Source organism: Aquabacterium soli (assembly GCF_003933735.1).
In the GTDB taxonomy this organism is placed as follows: domain Bacteria; phylum Pseudomonadota; class Gammaproteobacteria; order Burkholderiales; family Burkholderiaceae_C; genus Aquabacterium; species Aquabacterium soli.
This window is the reverse complement of record NZ_RSED01000003.1, coordinates 323,098-346,537: the sequence shown is the minus strand read 5'-3', so window position 1 is coordinate 346,537 and position 23,440 is coordinate 323,098. Positions and strand designations below refer to the sequence as shown.

The 23,440-nt window shown below is 66.9% G+C and carries 19 protein-coding genes; 1 reads left to right on the top strand and 18 read right to left on the bottom strand.

Going from position 1 to position 23,440, the window contains the following annotated elements; translation table 11 throughout:
- Positions 1 to 3: 3 nt before the first annotated feature.
- The 10 genes from hemH to EIP75_RS05355 form a co-directional block, all read right to left on the bottom strand.
- Positions 4 to 1,101 carry a ferrochelatase gene (gene hemH, locus EIP75_RS05400; protein WP_125242195.1) on the bottom strand — a complete coding sequence of 366 codons (1,098 nt, stop codon included), beginning with the start codon at positions 1,099 to 1,101 and terminating at the stop codon, positions 4 to 6.
- Positions 1,098 to 3,947 (bottom strand): PAS domain-containing hybrid sensor histidine kinase/response regulator, encoded by a 2,850-nt coding sequence (locus tag EIP75_RS05395; RefSeq protein WP_125242194.1) that lies wholly within the window; start codon positions 3,945 to 3,947, stop codon positions 1,098 to 1,100. Before EIP75_RS05395 ends, hemH begins: the two co-directional genes overlap by 4 nt.
- Before the next feature lie 64 nt (positions 3,948 to 4,011).
- A complete protein-coding gene (locus EIP75_RS05390) occupies positions 4,012 to 4,947 on the bottom strand; it encodes an adenylate/guanylate cyclase domain-containing protein (RefSeq protein ID WP_125242193.1) in 936 nt (311 codons plus the stop codon).
- Between the two features lie 107 nt (positions 4,948 to 5,054).
- Complete coding sequence (locus tag EIP75_RS05385; protein ID WP_233584692.1) at positions 5,055 to 5,918, bottom strand: IclR family transcriptional regulator; 864 nt, start codon at positions 5,916 to 5,918, stop codon at positions 5,055 to 5,057.
- 71 nt (positions 5,919 to 5,989) lie between these two features.
- Positions 5,990 to 6,730, bottom strand: coding sequence for an ABC transporter ATP-binding protein (locus EIP75_RS05380; RefSeq protein WP_125242192.1), 741 nt, complete (start codon positions 6,728 to 6,730; stop codon positions 5,990 to 5,992).
- Positions 6,723 to 7,439: an ABC transporter ATP-binding protein gene (locus EIP75_RS05375; RefSeq protein ID WP_125242191.1), complete on the bottom strand. Its 717-nt coding sequence runs from the start codon at positions 7,437 to 7,439 to the stop codon at positions 6,723 to 6,725. Before EIP75_RS05375 ends, EIP75_RS05380 begins: the two co-directional genes overlap by 8 nt.
- On the bottom strand, positions 7,426 to 8,382 hold the full coding sequence (locus EIP75_RS05370) for a branched-chain amino acid ABC transporter permease (RefSeq protein ID WP_125242190.1): 957 nt from the start codon (positions 8,380 to 8,382) through the stop codon (positions 7,426 to 7,428). The genes EIP75_RS05375 and EIP75_RS05370 overlap by 14 nt, the downstream gene beginning before the upstream one ends.
- Before the next feature lie 4 nt (positions 8,383 to 8,386).
- Entirely contained in the window at positions 8,387 to 9,259 is an 873-nt protein-coding gene (locus EIP75_RS05365; RefSeq protein WP_125242189.1) for a branched-chain amino acid ABC transporter permease, read from the bottom strand.
- Positions 9,260 to 9,288: 29 nt separating this feature from the next.
- A complete protein-coding gene (locus tag EIP75_RS05360) occupies positions 9,289 to 10,467 on the bottom strand; it encodes an ABC transporter substrate-binding protein (protein ID WP_125242188.1) in 1,179 nt (392 codons plus the stop codon).
- 35 nt (positions 10,468 to 10,502) lie between these two features.
- Complete coding sequence (locus tag EIP75_RS05355; RefSeq protein WP_125242187.1) at positions 10,503 to 12,095, bottom strand: class I adenylate-forming enzyme family protein; 1,593 nt, start codon at positions 12,093 to 12,095, stop codon at positions 10,503 to 10,505.
- A 317-nt stretch (positions 12,096 to 12,412) separates the two neighbouring features.
- Between EIP75_RS05355 and EIP75_RS05350 the strand changes: the two genes are divergently transcribed.
- A complete protein-coding gene (locus EIP75_RS05350) occupies positions 12,413 to 13,915 on the top strand; it encodes a 3-hydroxyacyl-CoA dehydrogenase (RefSeq protein WP_125242260.1) in 1,503 nt (500 codons plus the stop codon).
- A gap of 402 nt (positions 13,916 to 14,317) precedes the next feature.
- Here EIP75_RS05350 and rpoD read toward each other — a convergent pair whose 3' ends face one another.
- The 8 genes from rpoD to EIP75_RS05310 form a co-directional block, all read right to left on the bottom strand.
- On the bottom strand, positions 14,318 to 16,549 hold the full coding sequence (gene rpoD, locus EIP75_RS05345) for an RNA polymerase sigma factor RpoD (protein ID WP_199758497.1): 2,232 nt from the start codon (positions 16,547 to 16,549) through the stop codon (positions 14,318 to 14,320).
- A 97-nt stretch (positions 16,550 to 16,646) separates the two neighbouring features.
- A complete protein-coding gene (gene dnaG / locus EIP75_RS05340; RefSeq protein WP_125242186.1) occupies positions 16,647 to 18,767 on the bottom strand; it encodes a DNA primase in 2,121 nt (706 codons plus the stop codon).
- A 90-nt stretch (positions 18,768 to 18,857) separates the two neighbouring features.
- Positions 18,858 to 19,514 carry an adenylate kinase gene (adk, locus tag EIP75_RS05335; RefSeq protein ID WP_125242185.1) on the bottom strand — a complete coding sequence of 219 codons (657 nt, stop codon included), beginning with the start codon at positions 19,512 to 19,514 and terminating at the stop codon, positions 18,858 to 18,860.
- A gap of 206 nt (positions 19,515 to 19,720) precedes the next feature.
- Positions 19,721 to 20,473, bottom strand: coding sequence for a 3-deoxy-manno-octulosonate cytidylyltransferase (kdsB, locus tag EIP75_RS05330; RefSeq protein ID WP_125242184.1), 753 nt, complete (start codon positions 20,471 to 20,473; stop codon positions 19,721 to 19,723).
- Between the two features lie 30 nt (positions 20,474 to 20,503).
- Positions 20,504 to 20,725 (bottom strand): Trm112 family protein, encoded by a 222-nt coding sequence (locus EIP75_RS05325; protein WP_125242183.1) that lies wholly within the window; start codon positions 20,723 to 20,725, stop codon positions 20,504 to 20,506.
- Between the two features lie 72 nt (positions 20,726 to 20,797).
- Positions 20,798 to 21,916, bottom strand: coding sequence for a tetraacyldisaccharide 4'-kinase (gene lpxK / locus EIP75_RS05320; protein ID WP_125242182.1), 1,119 nt, complete (start codon positions 21,914 to 21,916; stop codon positions 20,798 to 20,800).
- Between the two features lie 31 nt (positions 21,917 to 21,947).
- Complete coding sequence (locus EIP75_RS05315; protein ID WP_125242258.1) at positions 21,948 to 22,394, bottom strand: ExbD/TolR family protein; 447 nt, start codon at positions 22,392 to 22,394, stop codon at positions 21,948 to 21,950.
- A gap of 54 nt (positions 22,395 to 22,448) precedes the next feature.
- Positions 22,449 to 23,084, bottom strand: a complete 636-nt coding sequence (locus EIP75_RS05310) for a MotA/TolQ/ExbB proton channel family protein (RefSeq protein ID WP_125242181.1) — start codon at positions 23,082 to 23,084, stop codon at positions 22,449 to 22,451.
- Positions 23,085 to 23,440 lie beyond the last annotated feature (356 nt).

Genomic DNA, 23,440 nt, shown 5'->3' with positions numbered 1-23,440 from the left:
AGCTCAGCGCTGGGCGCCCAGCGCCTTGGCCCGCTGCTGCGTGGCCTGCAACTCGCTCTCGGTCGCCTGCTCGATCACCTTGGTCGGCCAGCCCTGCAGGTGCTGCTCGCACAGCGCCGTGAGGGCGCGCATCCACTCCGGCCTGTCGTTCAGGCAAGGGATGTAGTGGAACTCCTTGCCACCACTGGACAGGAAGGCCTGCTTGCCTTCCATGGCGATCTCTTCCAGCGTCTCGATGCAGTCGGACACGAAGGCCGGGCAGATCACGTCGACCCGGCCCGTGCCGGCCTTGCCCAGTTCACGCAAGGTGGGCTCGGTGTAAGGCTGCAGCCATTTGGCGCGGCCGAATCGGCTCTGGAAACTCACCACCACGCGCTCGGCCGGCAGGTTCAAGCGCTGGGCCAGCAGGCGGGCCGTCTTGTGGCACTCACAGTGGTAAGGGTCACCCAGGTGCAGGGTGCGCTCGGGCATGCCGTGAAAGCTCATCAGCAGCTTGTCGCCCTGGCCCTCGCGCTGCCAGTAGGCGCGCACGCTCTCGGCCAGCGCGGCGATGTAGCGCTCATCGTCATGGAAGTGGTTGACGAAGCGGAACTCTGGAATGTGGCGGGTGCGCCGCGCCCAGGCGAAGACATCGTCCATCACACTGGCCGTGGTGGCACCGCTGTACTGCGGGTACAGCGGCACGACCAGCACGCGGCGCACGCCTTCGGCCTTGAACGCATCGAGCTGGCTGGCGACGGAGGGTTGGCCATAGCGCATGGCCCACTTCACGTTCAGGCGGTGGCCTCGCTCGCCCAGATAGCCCTGCAGCAGGGTGCCTTGCTTGGCCGTCCAGGTGCGCAGCGGCGAGCCCTCGGGGGTCCAGATGCTGGCGTACTTCGCGGCCGATTTCTTGGGCCGTGTCCGCAGGATGATGCCGTGCAGGATGGGCTTCCACACTGCCTTCGGAATCTCGACCACCCGTGGATCGCTCAGGAACTGCCCCAGGTAGCGGCGCAGCGCGGCTGGCGTGGGCTCATCGGGCGTGCCCAGGTTGACCAGCAGCACGCCGATGGCGGGCCGTTGCTGGTGATCGAAGGCCGGCTCTGTCGCGAAGCTCATGACACGTCGGGGTGGCCCAGGCGTGCCAGTCGCAGCAGTTCATCGGTCACGTGCTCGATGTCGATGGGCTTGGTCCAGTAGCCGACGAAGCCTTCTTCACGGGCACGTTCGATGTCCTCGGGCAGGGCGTCGGCCGAGCACATGTAGGCGGGCGTGTCGGCCAGGCCGGGCAAGGTGCGCAGGGCGCGCAACACCTCGAAGCCGGTCATGCCTGGCAGGTGCGCGTCGATGACCAGCACCTCTGGGCGGTGCTCGCGGGCCATGCTCAGGGCCATCTGGCCGTCTTCGGCGACTTCCAGCCACAGTTCGTCGTAGGGGCGCAGGGCCTCCTGGAACAGCAGGGCGTTGATGCGGTTGTCCTCGACGTACACCACGCGCAGTGGGTCGTCAGGGGTGCAGGCTCGCAGTGATGGTGTGGTGGCCACGATGGGTTCGGGCTCGGTTTGTGGGGCACCGATGGGTGCGGTGTCTTTGTCGTCGGTCATCTCAAGGCCATCGTGCACGGGCGGCAACGTCACATAGACGCGGGTGCCATCGCCCGGCTGACTGCGAATTTCAAGCTGTCCCCCCATGGCTTCCGTGAGGGATCGCGTGATGATAAGGCCCAGCCCGCTGCCTTCGATGTGGGAGGTGTCCTGTCCCAGACGTTCGAAGGGTTGAAACAGGCGCGCCAATTGCTCTGCATCAAGCCCGGGCCCCGTGTCTTCCACGCACAGGGCGTGGCCTCGTGCCTGGTCAGGCGTCAGCGTCAGTCGCACGATGCCGTCCGGGCGGTTGTACTTGATCGCGTTGGAGACCAGGTTACTCAGCACCTGCTGAAGGCGTCGGCGGTCGGCCCAGACCTGTGCTCCCGGCTCGATCCGGTTGTCGATCAGCACCTGGTGGCGGGTGGCCATGGGCTCGAGCATGGCGATGCACTGCTGCACCACGTCGGCCAGCGAGACGGCCTCATGCGCCACGGTGATGGCGCCCGCCTCGATCTGCTGCAGGTCGAGCACATCATTGACCAGTTCGCTCAGCAGCTCGGTGCTCAGCAGGATCTGGCGAAGGTAATCGGCGCTGTCCGGCGAGCTCGCGGCCAGTTCCCGGCGCTGCACCAGCAGTTGCGCAAAGCCCCGGATGGCGTTGAGGGGCGTGCGGACCTCGTGGCTCATGCGGGACAGGAACTCGCTCTTGGCCCGGTTGGCGGCCTCGGCGATCTGCTTGTCGCGCAGAGCGCGCTCGGCCTGCTTGAGCGTGCTGATGTCTGAGTGGGTGCCCACGATGCGGGTGGGCCGCCCGCCATCGGCGTGGTGCACGACCTTGCCGCGCGACAGGATCCAGATGTAGTGCCCGGCCTTGTGCCGCATGCGGAACTCGGCCTGGAAGATGCCCTGGCCGCTGTGGCAGTAGTCGATGAAGCTGGAGAACACGCGCCGACGGTCTTCGGGGTGGACGCGATCGACCCATTCGCCGGGCACATTGCTGACCTCGGTGTCTTCGAAGCCCAGCATGGATTTCCAGCGAGGCGCGAAGAACACCTCGGCACGGCCGATCTCCCAGTCCCACACCCCATCGCCCGCACCTTCGAGCGCGAACTTCCAGCGTTCTTCGCTCAGGGCCAGGGCTTCTTTTTGCGCCCGCAGGGTTTTCTGGTCGTGGTACGAGCGGGTGATGTCGGTCGAGAAATAGACCACGCTGCCATCGGGCAGGCGCACATCGCGGCACATGGCCACGGTATCGCCCACGTGGATCACGGCCGGGTCGGTGCGGTTGACCACGTTCATGCGCCACTGGAAGAAATCGTCTTCTCGGCCCACGCCATCGCGGTAGTGGCCTTCATCGATGCGCTGGCGCAGCAGGGCCGGCCAGGGTGGGGCGGTGCTGATGTCAGCGACCCCCACGCGGGCTCGCCAATGCTGGTTGGCATAGACGATGCGTCCTTGCGGGTTGGTGATCATCACGCCGGCATGGAAGGCATCGAAGGCCTGGCGGAGCAGCAGTTCGTCGTGGCGGGCCTGGGTGTCGAGCGCCAGCTGCTTGGTGACGTTGCGGCTGGCGCCCCGGTAGCCCTTGAACTCGCCCCGGCTGTCGAACACGGGCGTGCCGCTGATGCTGACGGCGATCCGCCCTCGGGGCGTGTCGCGCTCTGCGATCGCGTCGCTGAAGGGCTCGCGGCGCTGGCGAGCCAGCTGATAGCGTTCCCAGGAGGCGCGGGTGTCGTCCTGGCGGGGCGTGTAGAGATCACGGGCCACCAGGCCCACCTCGCTCATCGGGTCCAGGCCGGTGTGGCGGATGAGGCCCGAGGACACCCATTGGATGCGACCGTCCTTGTCGGTTTCCCAAAGCCAATCGGTGCCGGCCATGCTGGCGGTGCGCACGCGCGCCTCCTGGCGGCGAAAACGCAGTGAAGTCAGTTCGGCCTGGATGAGCGCCGATGCCGTGAGGGCGGCATCGCGCAGGGCGGCGCGTGCTTCCCGGTCGAGCTCTCTGGGTTCACGGTCCATCACGCAGACCGTGCCCAGCGGCATGCCTTCCACCACCACCGGCATGCCGGCGTAGAAGCGCCAGACGACATCGGGCTTGCCATCTGGCTCAGTGGCCACGTAGACATCGGAGTGCACCAGCGCGCGGTCACAGAAAGAGCCTTCACGGCCCAGATGCCGCTGCGCCAGCCCATGCCGGGCCAGGCTGAACAGGCGGTGGCTGTCGACCAGGTTGATGGCCGCCACGGGGCAGCCCGTCTGGCGGGCGGCCATGCGAGCCAGGGCGGTGAAGGCTGGCGATCCTTCGCTGTCGAGCAGGTGCGTGGCCTGCAGCAGCGCGAGCCGATCAGCTTCTGTGTGAGGGGGCGCGGCGGTGGACATGGACTGCAGCGTCGCGTCTAAAAAACTGACTCTAGCGCACAGAGATCAGCGGCCTTCGCGGGGTTTACCACTGGGGCATGGTGTCTGAAAAGCTCAGCACATCGAAGTGGATGCGCGTGGCCGTGGTGTCGTGGGGCGGCGAGCCCAGCGTGATGATGCCGCTGCCATGCAGGGTGCAGGTGCTGCGGCGCAGGGCCAGCACTTCCTGATCGTGGTCGAACTGGACGTAGGAGCCGTTGTAGCTGAGGTCGGTCAGGTAGAAGTGGCCGCTGTGGCCTTCGATGCGGGCATGCGAGCGCGATACGCGCGAATCACCGACGCAGAACGAGGCCTGCGGGCTGCGCCCCAGCACCACCGGCATGTTGGGGGATGCAAAAACGCGTTCCTGCTGCTGCCAGGTCAGACGGATGCCGTCGGGCAGATCGGTGCCCGGGGCCGACATCTCCAGCGTGGAGACGGTGTCGCCGAAGCGCACGCTTTCCATGCGCAGCACAGCCACCGGGTCGGCGCGGCCGCGCAGGTGCATGCGGTCCAGGCTGCGAAAGCGCTCCTGGTGGTCGGGCGTGAGCCGGGCGGTCAGCGGGCCGGTGGCCAGGGTCTCGTTGTCTCCGGCCAGGTCGAGCACGCGGGCGGCCACGTTGACGGCATCGCCAAAGCAATCGCCATCGACCTCGACGATCTCGCCCCAGGCCATGGCCACCTTCAGCTTGAGGGCAGGGGCCTTGGAGGGCAGGCCATCGGGCACGGGCGCGATGCGGTCCAGGGAGTCGTGCAGGCCGGCGGCCGCCTCGACGGCCCGTTCGGGATCGTCGAACACGGCCATCAGGCCATCGCCCAGGCTTTTGACGACCGAACCACCGCCTTTGGCGATGATCTGACCCAGCATGGCCACGCTGTGCGTGACCACGGTGGCGGCCTCGGTGTTGCCCAAGCGAAGGTAGAGCGCCGTGCTGCCGCGCAGGTCCGCGAACAGGACGACACGTTCTTTGGTGGTGCCCATGTGCCTATCTTCGCCTCAAGCGGGGCTCTTTGGCGTGAAAAAATACACGGGTTTGGGGGCTTAATGCGGGCACTGAAGGCCCCACCCGGGCTTGTGGCAAAGCTGGATCAGGCGGCGGACAGGCGCTCGGCGATGCGGATCATCTGCGGGCGCACGTGGTCCATCAAATGCTCCTTGGAGACGATGAAGGCCGGGCCACCGCAGTTCAGCGACATCAGCATGCGCGATTCGCGGGCATAGAAGGCCACGGCGATGGCGTTGACATCAGGCTGCCAGTCGCCGAAGGAGCAGCACACACCCAGGGTGCGGTGCTCTTCCATGGCGCGGTCGATGCCACGGCGCACATTGGGCCAGGCGTATTCGTCGTACTCGCGGGCGCGCTCCATGATCTCGTGGCGCTCGGCCTCGCCGCAGCGGGCCAGGTAGGCCCTGCCCATGGCCGTGGTGGCCAGCGGGATGCGCGAGCCCACATCCAGGCTCAAGGTCAGGGCGGCATCGCTGCGGCAGTTCTCGACATAGATCATGCTCAGGCGATCTCTCGACCCCAGGGACACCATGGTCTGCGACGAGTCGGCCAACTGCTGCATCAGCGGGCGGGCGATCTGGCGCACATCCATGCGCGAGAGCATCACACTGCCCAGCGACAGCGTGGCCGAGCCCAGGCGGTAGCGGCCCAGTTCCGGGTCGTGCTCCAGGTAGCCCAGCTTGGTCAGCGTGTAGGTCAGGCGCGAGATGGTGGATTTGGGCAGCCCGCAGCGCCGCGCCAGCTCCTGGTTGCCCAGCAGCTTGTCGCGCGAGCGGAAGCAGCTCAGCACCTCCAGCCCGCGCGCCAGCGCGGTCACGAAGTGGCGGTCTTCCTTGGTGTTGCTGGCACTGTCGGAATGGCCCGAGGACGATTCGGTCTCGTCGTCCAGCGCTTCTGCCAGGGCGATGGACTCAGGCGCTTGTGCGGTCATGGCGGTGTCGTTCATTGGATGCTCCCTGTATGGTGCCACGCGTGCGGGGCGCCGCCGGGCCGATCGTGGCCCTTGGCGGCCCCTGTTCAGGCGGGTTGGCCGCTGGATTCCGGCTCTTCCCGGGTGTCGCGCGCAAAGTACAAGTCGTGCAGCTTGGCCAGGTCCACCTGGTCGGCTGCCTGCTCGAAGATCACCTTGCCGCCGCGCATCAAGTACACACGGTCGGCCACCGAGAGGGCCATGCGCGTGTTCTGCTCCACCAGCAGCATGGTCACGCCCTGCTGCTTGAGCGACTTGATGATGGCGAAGATCTCCTGTGTCATCACCGGCGACAGGCCCAGCGAGGGCTCGTCGATCAGCAGCACGCGAGGCTCGGCCATCAGGCCGCGGCCCATGGCCAGCATCTGCGCCTCGCCGCCAGACAGGGCGCCGGCCATCTGGCGGCGGCGCTCCTTGAGCCTGGGGAACAGGCCGTAGATGCGTTCCATGTTGCTGGCCAGGCGCGGGCGGCGCGAGCCGGGAAAGGCACCCATGGCCAGGTTCTCTTCCACCGTCATGTCCTTGAAGATCATGCGGCCCTCGGGGATCATGGCCAGTCCCTGTTCCGGCAGGGACCAGGTGGGCTGGCGGGCGATGGACTGGCCGCCCAGGCGGATGTCGCCGCCGGTCACGGGCAGCAGGCCCATCACGGCGCGCAGCAGGGTGGTCTTGCCGGCGCCGTTGGGGCCTACGACCACGGTCAGGCTGCCGGGCTGCACCTTAAGCGACAGATCCCACAGCACGTTGATGGCGCCATAGCCGGTGCGCACGTTGTCGATGTCAAGCATGGGTGGTTTCTCCGGTGTAGCTGGCGATCACGTCGGGGTGGTCGAAGACCTCGCGCGGGGTGCCGTCGGCCAGCAGTGCGCCGAAGTTCAGCACCACCACGCGCTGGCACAGCGACGAGATGGTCTCGATGTCATGCTCCACGATCACGATGCCGATCTTGAACTGCTGGTGCAGATCGCGCAGCTTGCTCATGAACAGGCGCTTGCCGCTGGTTTCCAGGCCGGCCAGCACCTCGTCGAGCAGCAGCATCTTGGGTTCGGTGGCCAGGGCCTTGGCCACTTCCAGGCGCTTGAGCTCCTGCAGGGCCAGGTCGGTGGCGGCGTGGCGCTCGGCGGCATGGCCCAGTTCCAGGAAATCCAGGATCTCATCCACCCGGCGTTCGTTCACCTTGCCGGCGCCGAAGCGCTGGGCCACGATCAGGTTCTCGCGCACCGTCAGCTCGTGCATGGGCTGCGGGATCTGGAAGGTGCGGCCCAGGCCGATGCGGGCGCGGCGGTACAGCGGCTGGCGCACTATGTCCTCGCCGTTGAAGAGCACGCGGCCGCTGGTGGGACGCACCAGGCCCGAGATCACGTTGAACAGCGTGGTCTTGCCGGCGCCGTTGGGGCCGACCAGGCCGACGATCTGCTGGCCCTCGATGTTCAGGCTGACGTCGTTGACGGCGGTGAGCCCGCCGAAGCGGACGGTGACATGGTCAAGCTGCAGCATGCGCGGCTCCCTTTTGCTTGCGGCGCAGAGCGGGCAGCAGGCCGTCCGGTGCGAAGAGGATCATGGCGCCGAGCAGCACGCCCAGCACGATGTGGTGCCCGGTGGGCAGCCAGTTCTTGAACAGCAGTTGATCGACCATGTAGATGGCGATGGCGCCCAGGGCCGGGCCCCACACGGTGCGGTAGCCACCGAAGATGGCGGCCACGATGGGCAGCACGCTCCAGGAGCCGCTGAAGGCGTAGTCGGGCTCCAGGAAGTTGATGGTGTGCGCGTTGAAGGCGCCCATCACGCCGGTCATGAAGGCCGACACCAGCAGCATCAGCGACTTGAGCCCCGTGCTGTTGACACCGACCACGCGGGTGGCGTCTTCGCTGTCGTGCATGGCCCGCAGGGCGGTGCCATAGTGGCTGCGGCGGATGGCCGCGTACACGGCGACGAAGGCCAGCACCAGCAGCACCACCACGGCGTACTGGCCGATGCGGGCCGACAGGTCGATGCCGAAGATCGTGGGCAGCACCGGGATGGACGAGACGCCGCCGGCGCCGCCGGTGAAGTCCTTCCACTCGGTCACGATGATCTTGAAGATGTGGGCATAGGCCAGGATGGCCAGGGCGAAGTAGGGCCCCGACAGCCGCAGCGCCGGCATCATCAGCACGGCCGAGAGCATGCTGACCAGGCCCGCGATCGGCATCGCCACCAGCACGGGCAGGCCCGCCTTCATCGTCAGCAGAGCGGAGGCATAAGCGCCCACACCGAAGAAGGCGGCGTGCCCGAAACTCACCATGCCCCCCAGGTTGCCCAGCAGGGCCCAGGCCACGGCGATGCCGGACACGACCAGGCCGGCCACGATCAGGCTCATCACATAGTTGTTGCCGCCCCAGACCATGGGCACGACGACCAGCAGGGCGGCCAGCGCCGCCATCCAGACTTGGTTCTTCTTCATCGGATCAACCTCTGCGCTTGCTTGCGCCGAACAGCCCGTTGGGCATCACGAACAGCACCAGCAGGAACAACACCATGCCGGCCAGCTCCTGCAGGGCCGAGCTCAGCAGCGTCACGGTCAAAGCTTCGGTGAGGCCCAGCAGCAGGGCCGCCACCAGCACGCCGGGTACCGAGCCCACACCGGCCAGCACCGTGATGATGAAAGCCTTGATGGTGAGCGTGTGGCCCAGCGAAGGCTGGACCACGCTGCTGCAGTAGATGGCCACGCCCGCGAAGGCGGCCAGCGCGGCGGCCACCAGGAAGGACGTCAGCTCGGTGCGCATCGGTGAGATGCCCATCAGCTTGGCCGCATCGCGGTTGGACGACACGGCGCGCACGGCACGCCCGTACCAGCTGCGTGACAGCCACAAGCCCAGCACGATCACCAGCGCCAGGCTGATGACGAAGGCCCCGGTCTCGCTGACCATGCTGAACACCGGGCCGATCTGCACGGCATCCTGCAAGGAGGCGTTGGCGGTGGAGCGCACATCGCTGGACCAGATCAGCAGCACGGCATTGGTGAGGATGGTGCCGATGGCGAAGGTGAGCATCAGCGAGTTCAGCTCACGGTTGCGCTTGATGCGCCCCACCAGGAAGTACACCGCCGTGGCCACCGCACCCACCACCACCAGGGCGATGGGGATGGACCACAGCGGGTTGAGCTCGGTGCGGCTTTCGAAGGCATAGGCCACATAGGCACCCAGCAGCACCAGCTCGCCGTGGGCGAGGTTGATGATGCGCATCGTGCCGAAGGTGAGCGCCAGCCCGAGGCCGATCAGGGCATACACCCCGCCGACCAGCAGGCCCGAGTAGAGCGCTTGCAGAATCAGTTCCAGCATGGAGGACGTCCTAACTGCTTGTCAGCGGCTTACCAGGGCACGCCGGGGTAGACGATGTTGCCGGTGGCCTGGGCCTTGGGCGACACGATCACGACCTTGCCGTTCTGGTGCTGGCCCATGCGGTGCGTGAAGTTCAGGTTATCGCCATTGGCGTCGAAGGTGACGCGGCCGATCAGGGTGTCGCGGTTCGTCTTGCGAACCTCGTCGGCGATGCCACCCTTCTTGAGCGTGCCGGCATCGGCGGCGCGGGCGATGGCTTCGAACAGGATCTGGGCCTTCACGAAACCGAACTGCGACAGGTAGTCCACTTCCTTGTTGTACTTCTTCTGGTAGGTCTCGGCGAAGGCCTTGCCTTCAGCCGAGGTGTAGGCCACGGGGAAAGGCAGCATCGAGGTGCCGATCACGTTGGGCATCAGATCCGGGAAGTCCTTCCACATCTTGGAGGTGGCCAGCGACCACACGCCCACCACGGCCTTGACCTGGGGCTTGAGCACCTTGGCGGCGCGCAGGATGCCGATGTAGTCGTTCTCATAGCCGGACATGAACAGGATCTCTGGCTTGTCGCGCAGCTTGATCTTGTTGATGATGGGCTTGAAGTCGGTGATGGCCGGATCGAAGGCGTGCTCGGTCACCTTCACGCCTTTGGCGGACAGGGCCTTGTTCAGGTTGTGCGCCAGGTCGGTCGTGGCCTCCTTGGTGGAGTACACGATGGAGATGGACTTGACCTTGAGCTCGTCGGCCAGGGCCAGCACGGCCTTTTCGTAGCCGGCGGTGTTGTTGATGCGGAAGAAGGTCTTGAGGCCACGGCGCGACAGGCCGTCGTCCACGCCACCGGCCGTCACGTACACCAGGTTCTGCTTGGCAGCGGCCTCGGAGGCCGGGCCGATCAGGTTGGAGCCGAAGCCGCCCACGATGGCCACGGCGCCGTCGGACGCCAGCTTCTCCACGGCCGACACGGCCTTGGCGGGGTTGGACTCGTCGTCCACGGTGACCAGCTTGATCTTGTGCTTGCCGTTGCTCTTGTTGAAGATCTCCGCGGCGGTCTGGATGCCTTCGGTGAAGGCGGTGCCGGAGCGGGCCATCGCGCCCGTCATGGGCATCTGCAGGCCCACGGTGAATTCTTCGGCGCGGGCGCTTGTGCTGGCCGCGAACGTGCCAATGGTCAGTGAGGCCAGGGCGGCCAGGGCGCGCAGGTTCAGTGTCTTCATGGGATCAGTCTCCAGGGGTGGTAGGAGTGGGAGATTCAGCGGGAGTGCTTGAGCCGCTCGGCGGCCATGTCACGCATCGTCTTCTTGGCCAGCTTGCCGGTGGGCAAGGCAGGCAAGGGGGACATGACCACGATCTCGCTGGGCAGCTTGTACGGCGAGAGGTGTTCACGGAGATAGGCGGCGATCGCGTCGACATCGAGCGTGCGGCCGGGCACGGGCTCGACGAAGGCCACGACCTCCTCGTTGCCGGGCACAGTGCGACCGACCACGGCAGAGTGGGTGATGTCGGGGTGGGCGTTGAGCACCTGCTCGACCTCGACGGGGTAGACGTTGAAGCCGGAGCGGATGATCAGCTCCTTGGAGCGGCCCACGATGAACAGGCCGCCCTCATCGGCGAGGCGGGCCATGTCGCCGGTGTTGAGCCAGCCTTCGGGCGTGAGCACCTCGGCGGTCTGGGCCTTGGCCTTGTAGTAGCCCTTCATCACATTGGGCCCCTTGATCCACAGCTCACCCACCTCGCCAGCGGGCACGGGCTGGCCGGTGGCGGTGTCGAGCAGCTTGACCTCGATGCCCGGGATGGGCGGGCCGGCGGAGCAGTCCTTGCGGGGCGCATCCAGGCGGGTCTGCGCGATCGAGGGCGAGGCCTCGGTCATGCCGTAGCCGTTGTTCAAGGTCAGCTTGAAGGTGGCCTCGAAGCGGTCCTTGAGGGCCTGGTCCAGCGGGGCGCCGCCCGATTGCGCCACGCGCAGCGTGGGGGCCATGGGTATGCGGCCCGGTTCATGGCTCCAGTCCAGCAGCTTGGCGTACATGGCCGGCACGCCGTGCATCACGGTGATGCCGCCTTGGGCCAGTGCGTGCGCCAGGTGCTCCACGTCGAATCGTGGGGTGAGCACCAGCGAGGCACCCGAGCGCAGCGTGGCCAGCAGCACGGCCGTGAGTCCGTACACATGCGACAGCGGCAGCACGCCGTAGACCTTGTCGCTGGCGCGCAGGTGGCGCATCTGGCAGCTGTTGCGCGCGATGAAGAGCAGGTTGGCATGCGTGAGCATCACGCCCTTGGGGGCGCCAGACGTGCCCGAGGTGTAGATCAGCGCGGCCACCTGGTCTGCTGGATCCGTGGCGAGGCGCTCGGGCAGGGCCTGGATGTTCACGGGCGTCATGGCCACGGTGCCGAGGCGCCCGAGGTCACGTGAGGTGGCGTTCAGGCGCTCGGCATGCTGGGCTGCGCCGCTGGACGAAGCCGGGAACAGCACCACCAGGCGCGCCCCCGAGTGGTCGATCATGGTGTCGATCTCGCGGGCGGACAGGCGGGCGTTGACCATGCAGAACCAGGCGTCGAGCGCACTGCAGGCCAGGGCGAACACGGCGGTGGCCACATGGTTCTCGGCCACGAGCAGCACGCGGTCGCCGCCGCGCACACCGGTGTCGGCCAGCAGGTGGCGCACACGCTCGATCTCGCGCTCAAGCTCGCCATAGCTCAGGCTGAGGCGCTCATCGGCCAAGGCCGGTGCCTGGGGTGTGAGGGCGGCCCAGTGGCTGGCCAGTTGATGGACGCGGGCCGGGTTGGGCTGCGTGGCGAGTTCGGCGGGCGCTTGTGGCGCTGTGCCTTTGCGGTCTTGGTGTTCCATTAAGCAGAACTGAATATCAATCAGCAGAACAATTGGCCGGGATCATGTCATGCGATCTCTGGTGATTCAACCCTGAATTCCTAGGTGAAAACACTAGGAACTTGGGGGTGAAATGGCACTCGCATTCGGGTTGAATACCCACTCAGCCCGAACTCAGAATAATGTTCTGCCCAACAGAATAAGAACGTGGTGCATAGTTGCACCTTCCTTGACCTTTAAAGCATCTCAGACGGCTCCCGGAGCTTTTCATGCCTTCAGATACCACCGCTGTTTCCCAGCTCGCCGCTTCTGCCCCTGCCGCTTCCGGCTTCACCCGCATGGGTGTGGTCGGTACCGGCGTCATGGGCAAGGGCATCGCCCAGATTGCCGCGCAGGCGGGCCTGGAAGTCTTGTTGTTCGATGCCCGGCCCCAGGCTGCGCAGGATGCCGTGGCCGATCTCGGCCGCACGCTGGCGCGCCTAGCCGAGAAGGGCAAGCTCGGCCCTGAAGCCCTGGCGAAGGCGCAGGCCAAGCTGAAGGCCGTCGACACCGTTGAAGGGCTGGCCGCTTGCGACCTGGTTGTCGAGGCCATCGCTGAAAGCCTGGACGCCAAGCGCCAGCTGTTCACCCAGCTCGAGGGCCTGCTGTCCGACCAGGCCGTCCTGGCCACCAACACCTCATCCTTGTCGGTGACCTCCATCGCCGCGGGCCTGCGCCTGCCGCAGCGCGTGGCGGGTTTCCACTTCTTCAATCCCGTGCCCTTGATGAAGATCGTCGAGGTGATCGACGGTCTGCTGACCGAGCGCGCCGTGTCCGAGCGCCTGCTGGCCCTGGGCCGGGAGATGGGCCACACCGCGGTGCGTGCCCAGGACACCCCGGGCTTCATCGTCAACCACGCGGGCCGCGGCTATGGCACCGAAGCTCTGCGCCTGCTGGCCGAGGGTGTGGGCAGCATCGAGGACATCGACCGTGTGCTGCGCGAGACCGCGGGCTTTCGCCTGGGGCCGTTCGAGCTGATGGACCTGACCGGCCTGGACGTGTCGCATCCCGTGATGGAGTCGATCTACCACCAGTACTACGAAGAGCCGCGCTTCCGCCCGCAGCCGCTCACGCGCCAGATGCTCAGCGCCGGCGTGCTGGGCCGCAAGACCAGCCGCGGCTTCTACCGCTACGACGAAGGCCAGCAGGCCCGGTCGTCCGAAGCCCCCACGGGCGATGCACGCCCCGCCCGCGTGTGGGTGAGCCGAAAGCACCCTGAAGGACATGCGCGGGCGGTGGCCCTGCTGGAGCAGTTGGGCGCGACGATGGATGCGGCTGAGCGCCCCTACGCCGACAGCCTGTGCATCGTCACCCCGCTGGGTGAGGATGCCACCAGCCTGGCCGTGGCCGAGGGCCTGGACTCGGCGCGCACGGTCGCCCTGGACACCTTGTTCGACACCAGCCGCCGCCGCGTGCTGGCCGCCACACCGGTGACCGCCCTGGACGTGCGTGAGCAGGCTCGGGGCCTGTTCGGTGCCGATGGCGTGCCCGTGACCTTTCTGCTGGACAGCGCCGGCCTGGTGGCCGCCCGCGTGGTGGCCACCATCGTCAACATCGCCAGCGAGATGGCGCAGCACGGCGTGGCCGCCCCGGCCGACATTGACCGTGCCGTGCAACTGGGCCTGGGCTACCCCTGGGGCCCCTTGGCCTGGGGCGATCGCCTGGGCGCCAGCACCGTGCTGACCGTGCTGGAGCACCTGCAAGCCTCCACCGGCGACCCCCGCTACCGTCCCAGCCCCTGGCTGCGCCGCCGCGCCCAGCTTGGCTTGAGCCTGCTGACGCAGGATCTGTCGCGAGGCTGATCCAGCCACCTCGCAAGGCGCAGACGGAGCAAGACGCTCGGCCGTCGCACATGGAAGAGGGCGGCGAAGCCGCCCCTGTCGGCATGCAGCCAATGGTGGTGCGAAGCCACAGAGGGCAGGCCCTGAGGGCGCCTCTGTGGCGCCGAGGAGCGGAGCGCCGGCCTGGTGCCCGCCTTCGGCGGGCCGGGCTCGCTTGTTTGAGCCCGAAGGGCGAGTTTGCGAACCCGAAGGCTGGCGTGAGCACCGCAGGGGAGCCATCGCCAAAGGCGATGGCCGCCACAATTGAAGCCCTCGGGGCCTGCCCTCTGTGGCTTTGCTTGCGCCCACCTTCGCAAATAAAGACCACCCAAAACAAAAACGCCCGGCAAGCGCCAGGCGTTTTCAAGAGGGGTCAGAACCCGATCACAGGTTGTCCAGATACGTGCGCAATTTGTCCGAACGCGAAGGATGCTTCAGCTTGCGGATCGCCTTGGCTTCGATCTGACGGATCCGCTCACGCGTCACGTCGAACTGCTTGCCCACTTCTTCCAGCGTGTGGTCGGTGGACATCTCGATGCCGAAACGCATGCGCAGCACCTTGGCCTCGCGCGGTGTCAGCGAATCCAGGATGTCCTTGACCACGTCACGCAGGCCAGCCTGCATGGCCGCTTCGATGGGCGCCGTGTTGTTCGTGTCTTCGATGAAGTCGCCCAGGTGCGAATCGTCGTCGTCGCCGATGGGTGTTTCCATCGAGATCGGCTCCTTGGCGATCTTCATGATCTTGCGGATCTTGTCCTCCGGCATCTCCATCTTGGCGGCCAGCGTGGGAGCGTCCGGCTCGAAGCCGAACTCCTGCAAGTGCTGGCGCGAGATGCGGTTCATCTTGTTGATCGTCTCGATCATGTGAACCGGGATGCGGATGGTGCGGGCCTGGTCGGCGATCGAGCGCGTGATGGCCTGGCGGATCCACCAAGTAGCGTAGGTCGAGAACTTGTAGCCGCGACGGTATTCGAACTTGTCCACCGCCTTCATCAGGCCGATGTTGCCTTCCTGGATCAGGTCCAGGAACTGCAGGCCGCGGTTGGTGTACTTCTTCGCGATCGAGATCACCAGACGCAGGTTGGCCTCGATCATTTCCTTCTTGGCATCGCGCGAGGCCTTTTCACCCTCGTTCATGCGCTTGTTGATGCCCTTCAGATCATCGATGGGCACCACGGCCTTGGCCTGCAGGTCGATCAGCTTCTGCTGCAGTTCCTGGATGGCGGGCAGGCTGCGGGTCATCACGGCGCTGTAAGGCTTGCCGGCAGCGGCTTCCTTCTCCGACCACTTCAGGTTCAACACGTTGGGCGGGAAGGTCTTGATGAACTGGTCCTGCGGCATGCCGCACTTGTCCACCACGATCTTGCGCAGCTCGCGCTCGTAACGGCGCACGTCATCGACCTGCGAGCGCAGCACGTCGCACAGGCGCTCGATGGTCTTGACCGTGAAGCGGATGGTCATCAGGTCGTCGCTGATGCCTTGCTGGGCCTTGTTGTAAGAGGCCGACTTGTAGCCGTCCTTCTCGAAGGACTTGGCCATCTTCTCGAAATGCCCGCGCAGCGAGTCGAACTTGTCGAGCGCCACGTTCTTGAGCTCTTCGAGCTTCTTGGTCAGGGCCTTGGAGCCGCCCTGGCCATCGTCGTCGTCTTCTTCGTCGAACTCGTCGAAGTCTTCTTCGGCCACATAGTCGTCGGCTTCGCTTTCGGACACGAAACCATCGACCACCTCGGAGATGGTCATCTCACCGGCGCGGATCTTGTCGGCCAGCGACAGGATCTCGGCGATGGTGGTGGGCGAGGCCGAGATGGCCAGCATCATGGCCTGCAGGCCACCTTCGATGCGCTTGGCGATCTCGATTTCGCCTTCGCGGGTCAGCAGCTCGACCGAGCCCATTTCGCGCATGTACATGCGCACGGGGTCGGTGGTGCGGCCGAATTCGGAATCCACCGTGGACAGGGCCGCTTCGGCTTCTTCTTCCGCCTCTTCTTCCGTCGCGGTGCTGGTGGCCTGGTTGGTCAGCAGCAGCGTGGCGGCATCGGGGGCCTGCTCGTACACGGCCACGCCCATGTCGTTCAACATGGAGATGATGGCCTCGAGGATTTCGGCCTCGACGAGCTTTTCAGGCAAGTGGTCGTTGATCTCCTGGTGGGTCAGGAAACCACGGGTCTTGCCCATCTTGATGAGGGTCTTGAGCTCCTGGCGGCGCTTGTTGACTTCCTCTTCGGACAGGGCGGTGTCGTCGATGCCGAACTCGCGCATCAGCGCGCGCTCCTTGGCGCGCGACACCTTCATGCGCAAGGGCTTGGCCTTGGGCTTGTCTTCGGTGCTGCTGCCGCTGTCGTCGGCCTCGACCTCGATGGCTTCCACGTCGCCCTCGAGATCCGCCTCGACTTCGAGGTCTTCCTCGAACTTGGCCTTCTTGGCGTCCTTGGCAGGCGCGGCCACGGCGGCTTCCTTGGGCTTGCGGCCGCGCTTCTTGGGTTCGGCCGCGGTGTCGGCGGCTTTGGTGCTGGACGCGGCGGCCTTGCTGGCGGCCTTGACGGCAACCTTCTTGTTGTTCTCGGCGCTCACGTCAGCATCGTCCAAGGCAGTCTTCGCGGTCTTCTTCGCGGTCATGCAGATCCTTCGAAAGGGGTGGCAGTCTCTATGGGAACCCTCCATTATCCGTCAAGCGGCGAAGGGCGTCAAAAAAAGGCTTGGGGACAGTCGGGAACTACCCCGAAATGGGGCGCAAACGGCTGATCTCAAGCTTCAGTGCATTGGCTCGGCGAACCAGGTCCACCTTGCGGGTCTCGGCCGCTTCCGACAGCTCGCCGGATTGCAGCAGCAGGTCGAGCTCGTCGTTGAGCGCCTGCAGTTGAAGGGGCCTGATCAAGGCGATCAGCTCCTCCGCGGTTTCCTGTCCTTCTCCCACATCATGGAAATTCTCCAGCCGTTGGGCCAGCGCCGCCAGGGCGTCGTCGGCCGCTGGAGGGCTCCATGGGGCATCTGGCGCAGAGGGTGTGTCGCCAGAACCGTGTGCTTGGATCCGCAGCTGGGCAAGAAGTTCCGTGGCGTTCACGGGGCCCTGGTCGGCCACCAGGCGGTCCAGCCAGCTGAAGAAGGGGCCCAGGGGCACGGGCTGGTCGCACAGCAGGTCGTGCATTTCGGCTGGCAGTTGCTCCCACAGGTCGCTGCGGTGGGAGAGCAGCCAGGCGGCACGCTCCAGCGGGCGGGCGGCTTGAGGGGGCGGGCGCATGGCCGGGCGGCCCTGGCGTTCCCAGCCGTTGCCGTCTCGGCGCCAACGGCCCTTGCCGCCTTTACCGCCCTGGCCACCGCTTCGCCAGTCACCACCGCCGCTGCGTTGGCCGCGCGGGCGGCTGTCGTACGGCGGCTGGTAGTCGTCGTAGGACGAGCCCCCGCCTGCGTACGATGCGTAGTCTGATTCGTCGGGACCAGGAGGGGCATCGCCCTGGCCCTGGGCTGCATGGGAGGCGGTGCCGGCAGGGCGCCTGGCGCCTCGCGGGCCGTCGTCCTGGCCGTGCTGCGCCAGCCGGCGGCGCAGGTCGTCCGCGCTGGCGCGGGCATGGGTGGCCAGTTCGTCAACGATCTGGTCGCGCAGCCCGCCTTCGGGCAACTGCGCCAGCAGCGGGATCGCCTGGGCCAGCAGGCGCACGCGGCCCTCGGCGCTTTCCAGGTCGCAATCCTGTGCGGCGTGCAGGATCAGCTGGCGAGATAGGGGCACCGCCTGCTTCACGCAGGCCTCGAACGCTTCGGGCCCGTGCTCGCGGATGTAGCTGTCCGGGTCGTGCTCGGCGGGCAGGAACAGGAAGCTGATGCGGCGCGTGTCCGTGGCGTGGGGCAGCGAGGCCTCCAGCGCACGGCCCGCGGCGCGGCGCCCGGCAGCATCGCCGTCGAAGCTGAACACCACCTGCTCGGTGAAGCGGAACATCTTGTGCACGTGATCGGCCGTGCAGGCCGTGCCCAGCGTGGCCACGGCATTGGCAAAGCCCCATTGCGCCAGGGCCACCACGTCCATGTAGCCCTCGGTCACCAGCACGTAGCCCTTGTTGCGCAGGGCGGTGCGCGCCTCGTACAGGCCGTAAAGCTCGCGCCCCTTGATGAAGACAGGCGTTTCGGGCGAGTTCAGGTACTTGGGCTCACCCTTGTCCAGCACGCGCCCGCCGAAGCCGATCACCTCGCCCTGGACGGAGCGGATCGGGAACATGATTCGGTCGCGGAAGCGGTCGTAGCGGCGCGCCTCGGCCGCGTCGGCCACGTTCTGGTCCTCCGGCACGATCACCAGGCCGCTTTCCACCAGCAACGGGTCGTCATAGCGTGGGAAGACGCTGGCCAAGCCGCGCCAGCCATCGGGCGCGTACCCCAGGGCGAAGCGTGCGGCGATCTCGCCGGTCAGGCCGCGGCCCTTGAGGTAGCTCACGGCACGGGGGCTGGCCTTGAGCTGTTGGCGCCAGTGCTGCGTGGCCTTGCCCATCACGTCGGTCAGCGACTGCTGCTTCTCCTTCTGCTGCTTGGCCTTTTCGCGGTCTTCCGGGCGGGCGTCGTCCTCCGGCACGGGCATGCCCTGCATCTGGGCCAGGTCCTTCACCGCCTCGACGAAGCCCAGGCCGGCGTGCTCCATCAGGAAGCCGACGGCATTGCCGTGCACGCCGCAGCCGAAGCAGTGGTAGGTCTGCCGGCTGGGGCTGACGATGAAGCTGGGGGATTTCTCGCCGTGGAAGGGGCACAGGCCCTTGTAGTTGATCCCGGCCTTTTTGAGCGTGACATGGCGGCCGACGAGGTCGACGATGTCAGTGCGGGCCAGCAGGTCCTGGATGAACGACGAGGGGATCACGGGTGCAGCATACAAACAAAACAGCCCCGGGGGGCAGGCCGGGGCTGCTGGCGCGGCGACCCGTGTGGGTGGCCGCTGGGGTGGCGCGGTTTACTTGGAAAGGGCTTCCAGCGCGCGGGTGGTGATCTCGTCGACAGAACCGATGCCGCTGATCTTGCGGCAGCGCGGCGCGGCGGCATCGCCCGAGGCGGACCAGTCGCTGTAGTACTTGACGAGCGGGCGCGTCTGCTGGTGGTAGATCTCCAGGCGCTTGCGCACGGTCTCTTCCTTGTCGTCTTCGCGCTGGATCAGCTCTTCACCGGTGGCGTCGTCCTGGCCTTCCACCTTGGGTGGATTGTACTTGACGTGGTACGTGCGGCCCGAGGCCACGTGCACGCGGCGGCCGCTCATGCGCTCGATGATGGCCTCGTCGGGCACATCGATCTCGAGCACCAGGTCGAGCTTCACGCCGGCCGCCTTCATGGCGTCGGCCTGAGGGATGGTGCGGGGGAAGCCGTCGAACAGGAAACCGTTGGCGCAATCGGGCTGGGCGATGCGCTCCTTGACCAGGCCGATGATGATGTCATCGCTGACCAGTCCGCCAGCGTCCATCACCTTCTTGGCCGCCAGGCCCATTTCGGTGCCCGCCTTGACAGCGGCACGCAGCATGTCACCCGTGGAGATCTGGGGAATGCCGTACTTCTGGCAGAGAAACGCCGCTTGCGTGCCTTTGCCGGCGCCAGGTGCGCCCAACAGGATCAGTTTCATGTAGCTCCTCGGTAACCTATGGTTCTGGTCTGGCTTTTGACCATGATCTGAACCATGACAAGCGCGTGAGGATAGCACGCGCACCCCCATGATCAGCCAGGGTTGCCCCCGGTTGGTGCACACGGACAGCCCCTGGCGGCGCGGGCAGGGCGGTTGCACGAACCGCGCCAGTGGCCTGGGCCAAGGCGCATCTTATTCGACGGGTGTCAGGTGAACAGTTGGCGGACGCGGGCCAGGTCTTCGGGCGTGTCCACGCCGGTGCCGGGCGCGTGGGGCGTGACGTGCACCGCGATGCGGTGGCCATGCCACAGCACGCGCAGTTGTTCCAGGGATTCGACGGCCTCGAGCGGGCTGGCGCTCAGTTGCGGGAACTGGCGCAGGAAGCCCGCCCTGTAGCCATACAGGCCGATGTGGCGCAAAGGCTGTCCGGCGCCCGTGGCGGGCATGGCCGGCACGGGGGCGTCGCGCCACCACGGGATGGGCGCGCGCGAGAAATACAGCGCCCGTTGCTGTGCGTCGAGCACGACCTTGACCACGTTGGGGCTGGCGAAGTCGCCAGCCTGGTCGATGGGGTGCGCGGCCGTGCTCATCACGCAGTCGGTCTGCGAGGCCAGCAGCGCGGCGCAGGCGTCCACCAGGGTCGGGTCGATGAGGGGCTCGTCACCCTGCACGTTGACCACGATGTCGTCGTCGTGCAACTGCAGCAGGGCGCAGGCTTCGGCCAGCCGGTCTGAGCCCGTGGCGTGGTCCTGGCGGGTCAGCACGGCGCGCACGCCGTGCTGTTCGCAGGCATGGACGATTGACGGGTCATCGGCCGCGACCACCACCTGGGTGGCCTGGCTCTGCGCGGCGCGGCGCGCCACGCGCACGACCATGGGTTGGCCGGCGATGTCGGCCAGGGGCTTGTTGGGCAGGCGGCTGGAGGCCAGCCGCGCGGGGATCAGCACGGTGAAGGACATGGCGGCGGGCAGCGCGTGAGAGGCGTGGGATCAGTCGGTCTGGCCGGATGGCGCGGGCGGCAGGGCAACAGCGGGGGTGTTGTCTGCCGTGTCCAGCGAGAGCGCCTCGTTTTCCAGCATCACGGGGATGCCGTCGCGGATGGGGAAGGCCAGGCGATCAGCGGGGCAGACCAGCGATTGGCCTTGATCGCCACGTTGCAGGGGGCCTTTGCACACGGGGCAGACCAGCAGTTCGATGAGTCGGGTGTCCATGGCGTGAGCGTAACAGGGAGGAAGGGGGGAAGGACGCGGCGGCACGCATTTCTCAGCGTGCGCCAGCGGGTTTCACATGGGGGCGGCACCCTGCAGGACGCTGGCCCCGCCGGCCTGGGCGTGCAGGTGATCCAGGCGCTGGTCAAGTGCCTGCCAGAAGGCCTTGTCAGGCTGGAAGTCCAGGGCGGCCACCCACACCTGGGTCTGGGGCCGTTGCTGTTTGAGCCGTTCAGGGCTGAGCTTGACCGCATCCTTCTCCGTCAGCACCACATGCCGCACGGTGTCGGGCCAGGGCAGCGGGTCCAGCCGGTCATGGTCGGGCTGTGGACAGGGCGTGAAATGCAGGCCCAGGTGCTTGAGGGGCTTGAAGAAGCGCTGAGGCTGCGCGATGCCGGCCACGGCCCACAACTGCGCCGGCGTTGTCTGGCGCAGCACCTCGGGCACGCGGGGGCCCTGCGATGGCGGCGGGCTGCCGCTCCACCAGTCTTCCCAGGTCTGGAGCGGGGCGAGGGCCCTGAGCGCCATGTGGCCGCTCTGGCGGGTGCTCGGTTTGGCGGCGTTGTACAGCACCAGGGGGGGCTGCTCGCAACCCGGGCCGGGCGCCGAATCGATCGGCTCGCGCAGCAGGCCGGCCGGCAGCAGCCAGCCGTTGCCCTGGCCACGCTCGTCGAAGACCACGATTTCCACCTGCCGCCCCAATGCCCAGTGCTGCAGGCCGTCATCGCACACCAGGATGTCGATCTCCGGGTGGGCCTTGAGGAGGACCTGGCCGGCGTCGTAGCGGCGTGAGGCGATGCCCATGGGTGCGGCCGTGTGGCGCCAGATCAGCCAGCATTCGTCGCCCACCTGGCGGGCATCGAGCCCCTCTTCGGTGTTGGCGTCGAGCACGATGGGTTGCGGGCTGCCGCCGTGCCGGCCATAACCCCGCGACAGCACGCCGGGTTGCCAGCCTTGCGCCCGCAGGTGGCGCACCAGCGCCAGCACGGTGGGGGTCTTGCCAGCGCCGCCCACCACTCGGTTGCCGACGACGATCACGGGCACGGGCAGCGTGCGGGTGACCTTCCAGCCCCGCTGGTAGGCGATGCGGCGCAGGGTCAGCAGCCCTTTCGTCAGGGCATGCAAGGGCCACAGCAGGCGGGCCACTGGCCCCCGGCGCAGCCATTGGCGGGTGAGCCAGGCAGAAGCGGACATGTCGTGGCTCAGGCCTTGAAGGCGCGTGGCCTCAAGGCTCGCTGGCAGCGGCGGCGGTGTCGCCGGTGTGCTGCCCCTGCGTGGCGAAGGTGAGCTGGTGCAGGCCCACGCGGCGGGCCGCGTCCATCACGTTGATCACGCTCTGGTGGGTGGCGGCGGCGTCGGCATTGATGATGACGATGGTGTCCTTGGCGGTGCCAGCCTGGCGCGACAGGGCCGCGGCCAGCAATTCGACGCTGCGGCCCTCCACCTGCTGCGCGTTCACCAGGTAGCGCCCGTCGGCGCTGACGATGATGTTGAGCTCCTTGGGGCGGTTCTTGGCGGCCTGGGCATTGGCCGTGGGCAGGTTGATCTTCAGCTCGGTCAGCCGCGAGTACGTGGTGGTGAGCATCAGGAAGATCAGCACGACCAGCAGCACGTCGATGAAGGGGATCAGGTTGATCTCCGGCTCTTCGCTGCGGCGGTGGCGGAAGTTCATCGGCATCGCGGCGTCCTTGGCGTCAGTCGACGTGGCGTGGGGTGCGGGCGAGGCTCAACGGCGCGGGCCGGACACGCGCAGCAAGTGGGGCACCAGCCGTTCGGCGGCCAGTTCCATCTGCAGGGCGAAGCCATCGACGCGGCCGCGGAAGTGCCGGTAGGCGATCAGCGACGGGATGGCCACGATCAGGCCGAAGGCGGTGTTGTACAGGGCGATCGAAATGCCATGCGCGAGCTCTTGCGGGTTGCCGCCACTGCCGGAGGGGCCTGCACCGCTGGCGCCGAAGATCTCGATCATGCCGATGACGGTGCCCAGCAGGCCCAGCAGCGGCGCGGCCGCGGCGATGGTGCCCAGCGCGTTGAGGTTGCGCTCGAGCTGGTACATGGCCTGGCGACCGGCAGCCTCCAGGGCGCCGCGCACATGCTCTTCGCTGGGCCGTGGATCGGTGGCGGCCTGCAGGCCGTGCGCCAGCACCATGCCCAGCGCGGAGTTGTCGGACAGCTTGGTGATGGTGTCCTGCGAGGGCAGGGCGGCGCGGGTCACCGAGATGACTTCATCGACCAGGCGGGGCGGCGCGACGCGGGCCGTGCGCAGGCTCAGGAAGCGCTCGATGATCAGGGCCAGGGCCACGACGGAGCACAACAGCAGAGGAATGATCGGCCAGCCAGCGGCCTGTAAGATCGACAGCAAACGCGCTCTCCCGGGGTCGAGGCGGGCCGGCAAGCCGGTCCGCCATGGCGTGAAAAGGCGCATTATCGCGTCGAAACCACGAGGCTTTCCCGCCACGGTGTGCAGGTTGCGGCCCCCGAGCTTTCCCGTGGTAGGCGCTGTGTGCACTGCACAAGTCATCCACCGTTCCTGTGGATAACTTTGTGGGAAACCGGGGGCGAGTGCGCTGGCGCCCTGGGAAAATCAAGCCTTTCTTTAAATTGCTTAAAAAATAGGCGGCGATTTTCTCAACAAAATCAATCACTTATGACATTGTTAAGGCTCTGTGACAGGGCGGAGTGCCCGCCAGCCTGCATTCCAGGCTGCTGTGGACACCA

Excerpts from the sequence above, each read along its gene's own strand:
- EIP75_RS05325 (WP_125242183.1), bottom strand. The coding sequence starts at position 20,725 with ATGGACACCCGACTCATCGAACTGCTGGTCTGCCCCGTGTGCAAAGGC.
- EIP75_RS05350 (WP_125242260.1), top strand. The coding sequence starts at position 12,413 with ATGGGTGTGGTCGGTACCGGCGTCATGGGCAAGGGCATCGCCCAGATT.
- lpxK (WP_125242182.1), bottom strand. The coding sequence starts at position 21,916 with ATGTCCGCTTCTGCCTGGCTCACCCGCCAATGGCTGCGCCGGGGGCCA.
- EIP75_RS05380 (WP_125242192.1), bottom strand. The coding sequence starts at position 6,730 with ATGCTTGACATCGACAACGTGCGCACCGGCTATGGCGCCATCAACGTG.
- EIP75_RS05385 (WP_233584692.1), bottom strand. The coding sequence starts at position 5,918 with ATGAACGACACCGCCATGACCGCACAAGCGCCTGAGTCCATCGCCCTG.
- EIP75_RS05370 (WP_125242190.1), bottom strand. The coding sequence starts at position 8,382 with ATGAAGAAGAACCAAGTCTGGATGGCGGCGCTGGCCGCCCTGCTGGTC.
- EIP75_RS05375 (WP_125242191.1), bottom strand. The coding sequence starts at position 7,439 with ATGCTGCAGCTTGACCATGTCACCGTCCGCTTCGGCGGGCTCACCGCC.
- EIP75_RS05365 (WP_125242189.1), bottom strand. The coding sequence starts at position 9,259 with ATGCTGGAACTGATTCTGCAAGCGCTCTACTCGGGCCTGCTGGTCGGC.
- adk (WP_125242185.1), bottom strand. The coding sequence starts at position 19,514 with ATGAAACTGATCCTGTTGGGCGCACCTGGCGCCGGCAAAGGCACGCAA.
- EIP75_RS05355 (WP_125242187.1), bottom strand. The coding sequence starts at position 12,095 with ATGGAACACCAAGACCGCAAAGGCACAGCGCCACAAGCGCCCGCCGAA.
- EIP75_RS05390 (WP_125242193.1), bottom strand. The coding sequence starts at position 4,947 with ATGGGCACCACCAAAGAACGTGTCGTCCTGTTCGCGGACCTGCGCGGC.
- hemH (WP_125242195.1), bottom strand. The coding sequence starts at position 1,101 with ATGAGCTTCGCGACAGAGCCGGCCTTCGATCACCAGCAACGGCCCGCC.
- EIP75_RS05395 (WP_125242194.1), bottom strand. The coding sequence starts at position 3,947 with ATGTCCACCGCCGCGCCCCCTCACACAGAAGCTGATCGGCTCGCGCTG.
- EIP75_RS05315 (WP_125242258.1), bottom strand. The coding sequence starts at position 22,394 with ATGAACTTCCGCCACCGCCGCAGCGAAGAGCCGGAGATCAACCTGATC.
- EIP75_RS05360 (WP_125242188.1), bottom strand. The coding sequence starts at position 10,467 with ATGAAGACACTGAACCTGCGCGCCCTGGCCGCCCTGGCCTCACTGACC.
- kdsB (WP_125242184.1), bottom strand. The coding sequence starts at position 20,473 with ATGTCCTTCACCGTGCTGATCCCCGCGCGGCTGGCCTCCAGCCGCCTG.
- rpoD (WP_199758497.1), bottom strand. The coding sequence starts at position 16,549 with ATGACCGCGAAGAAGACCGCGAAGACTGCCTTGGACGATGCTGACGTG.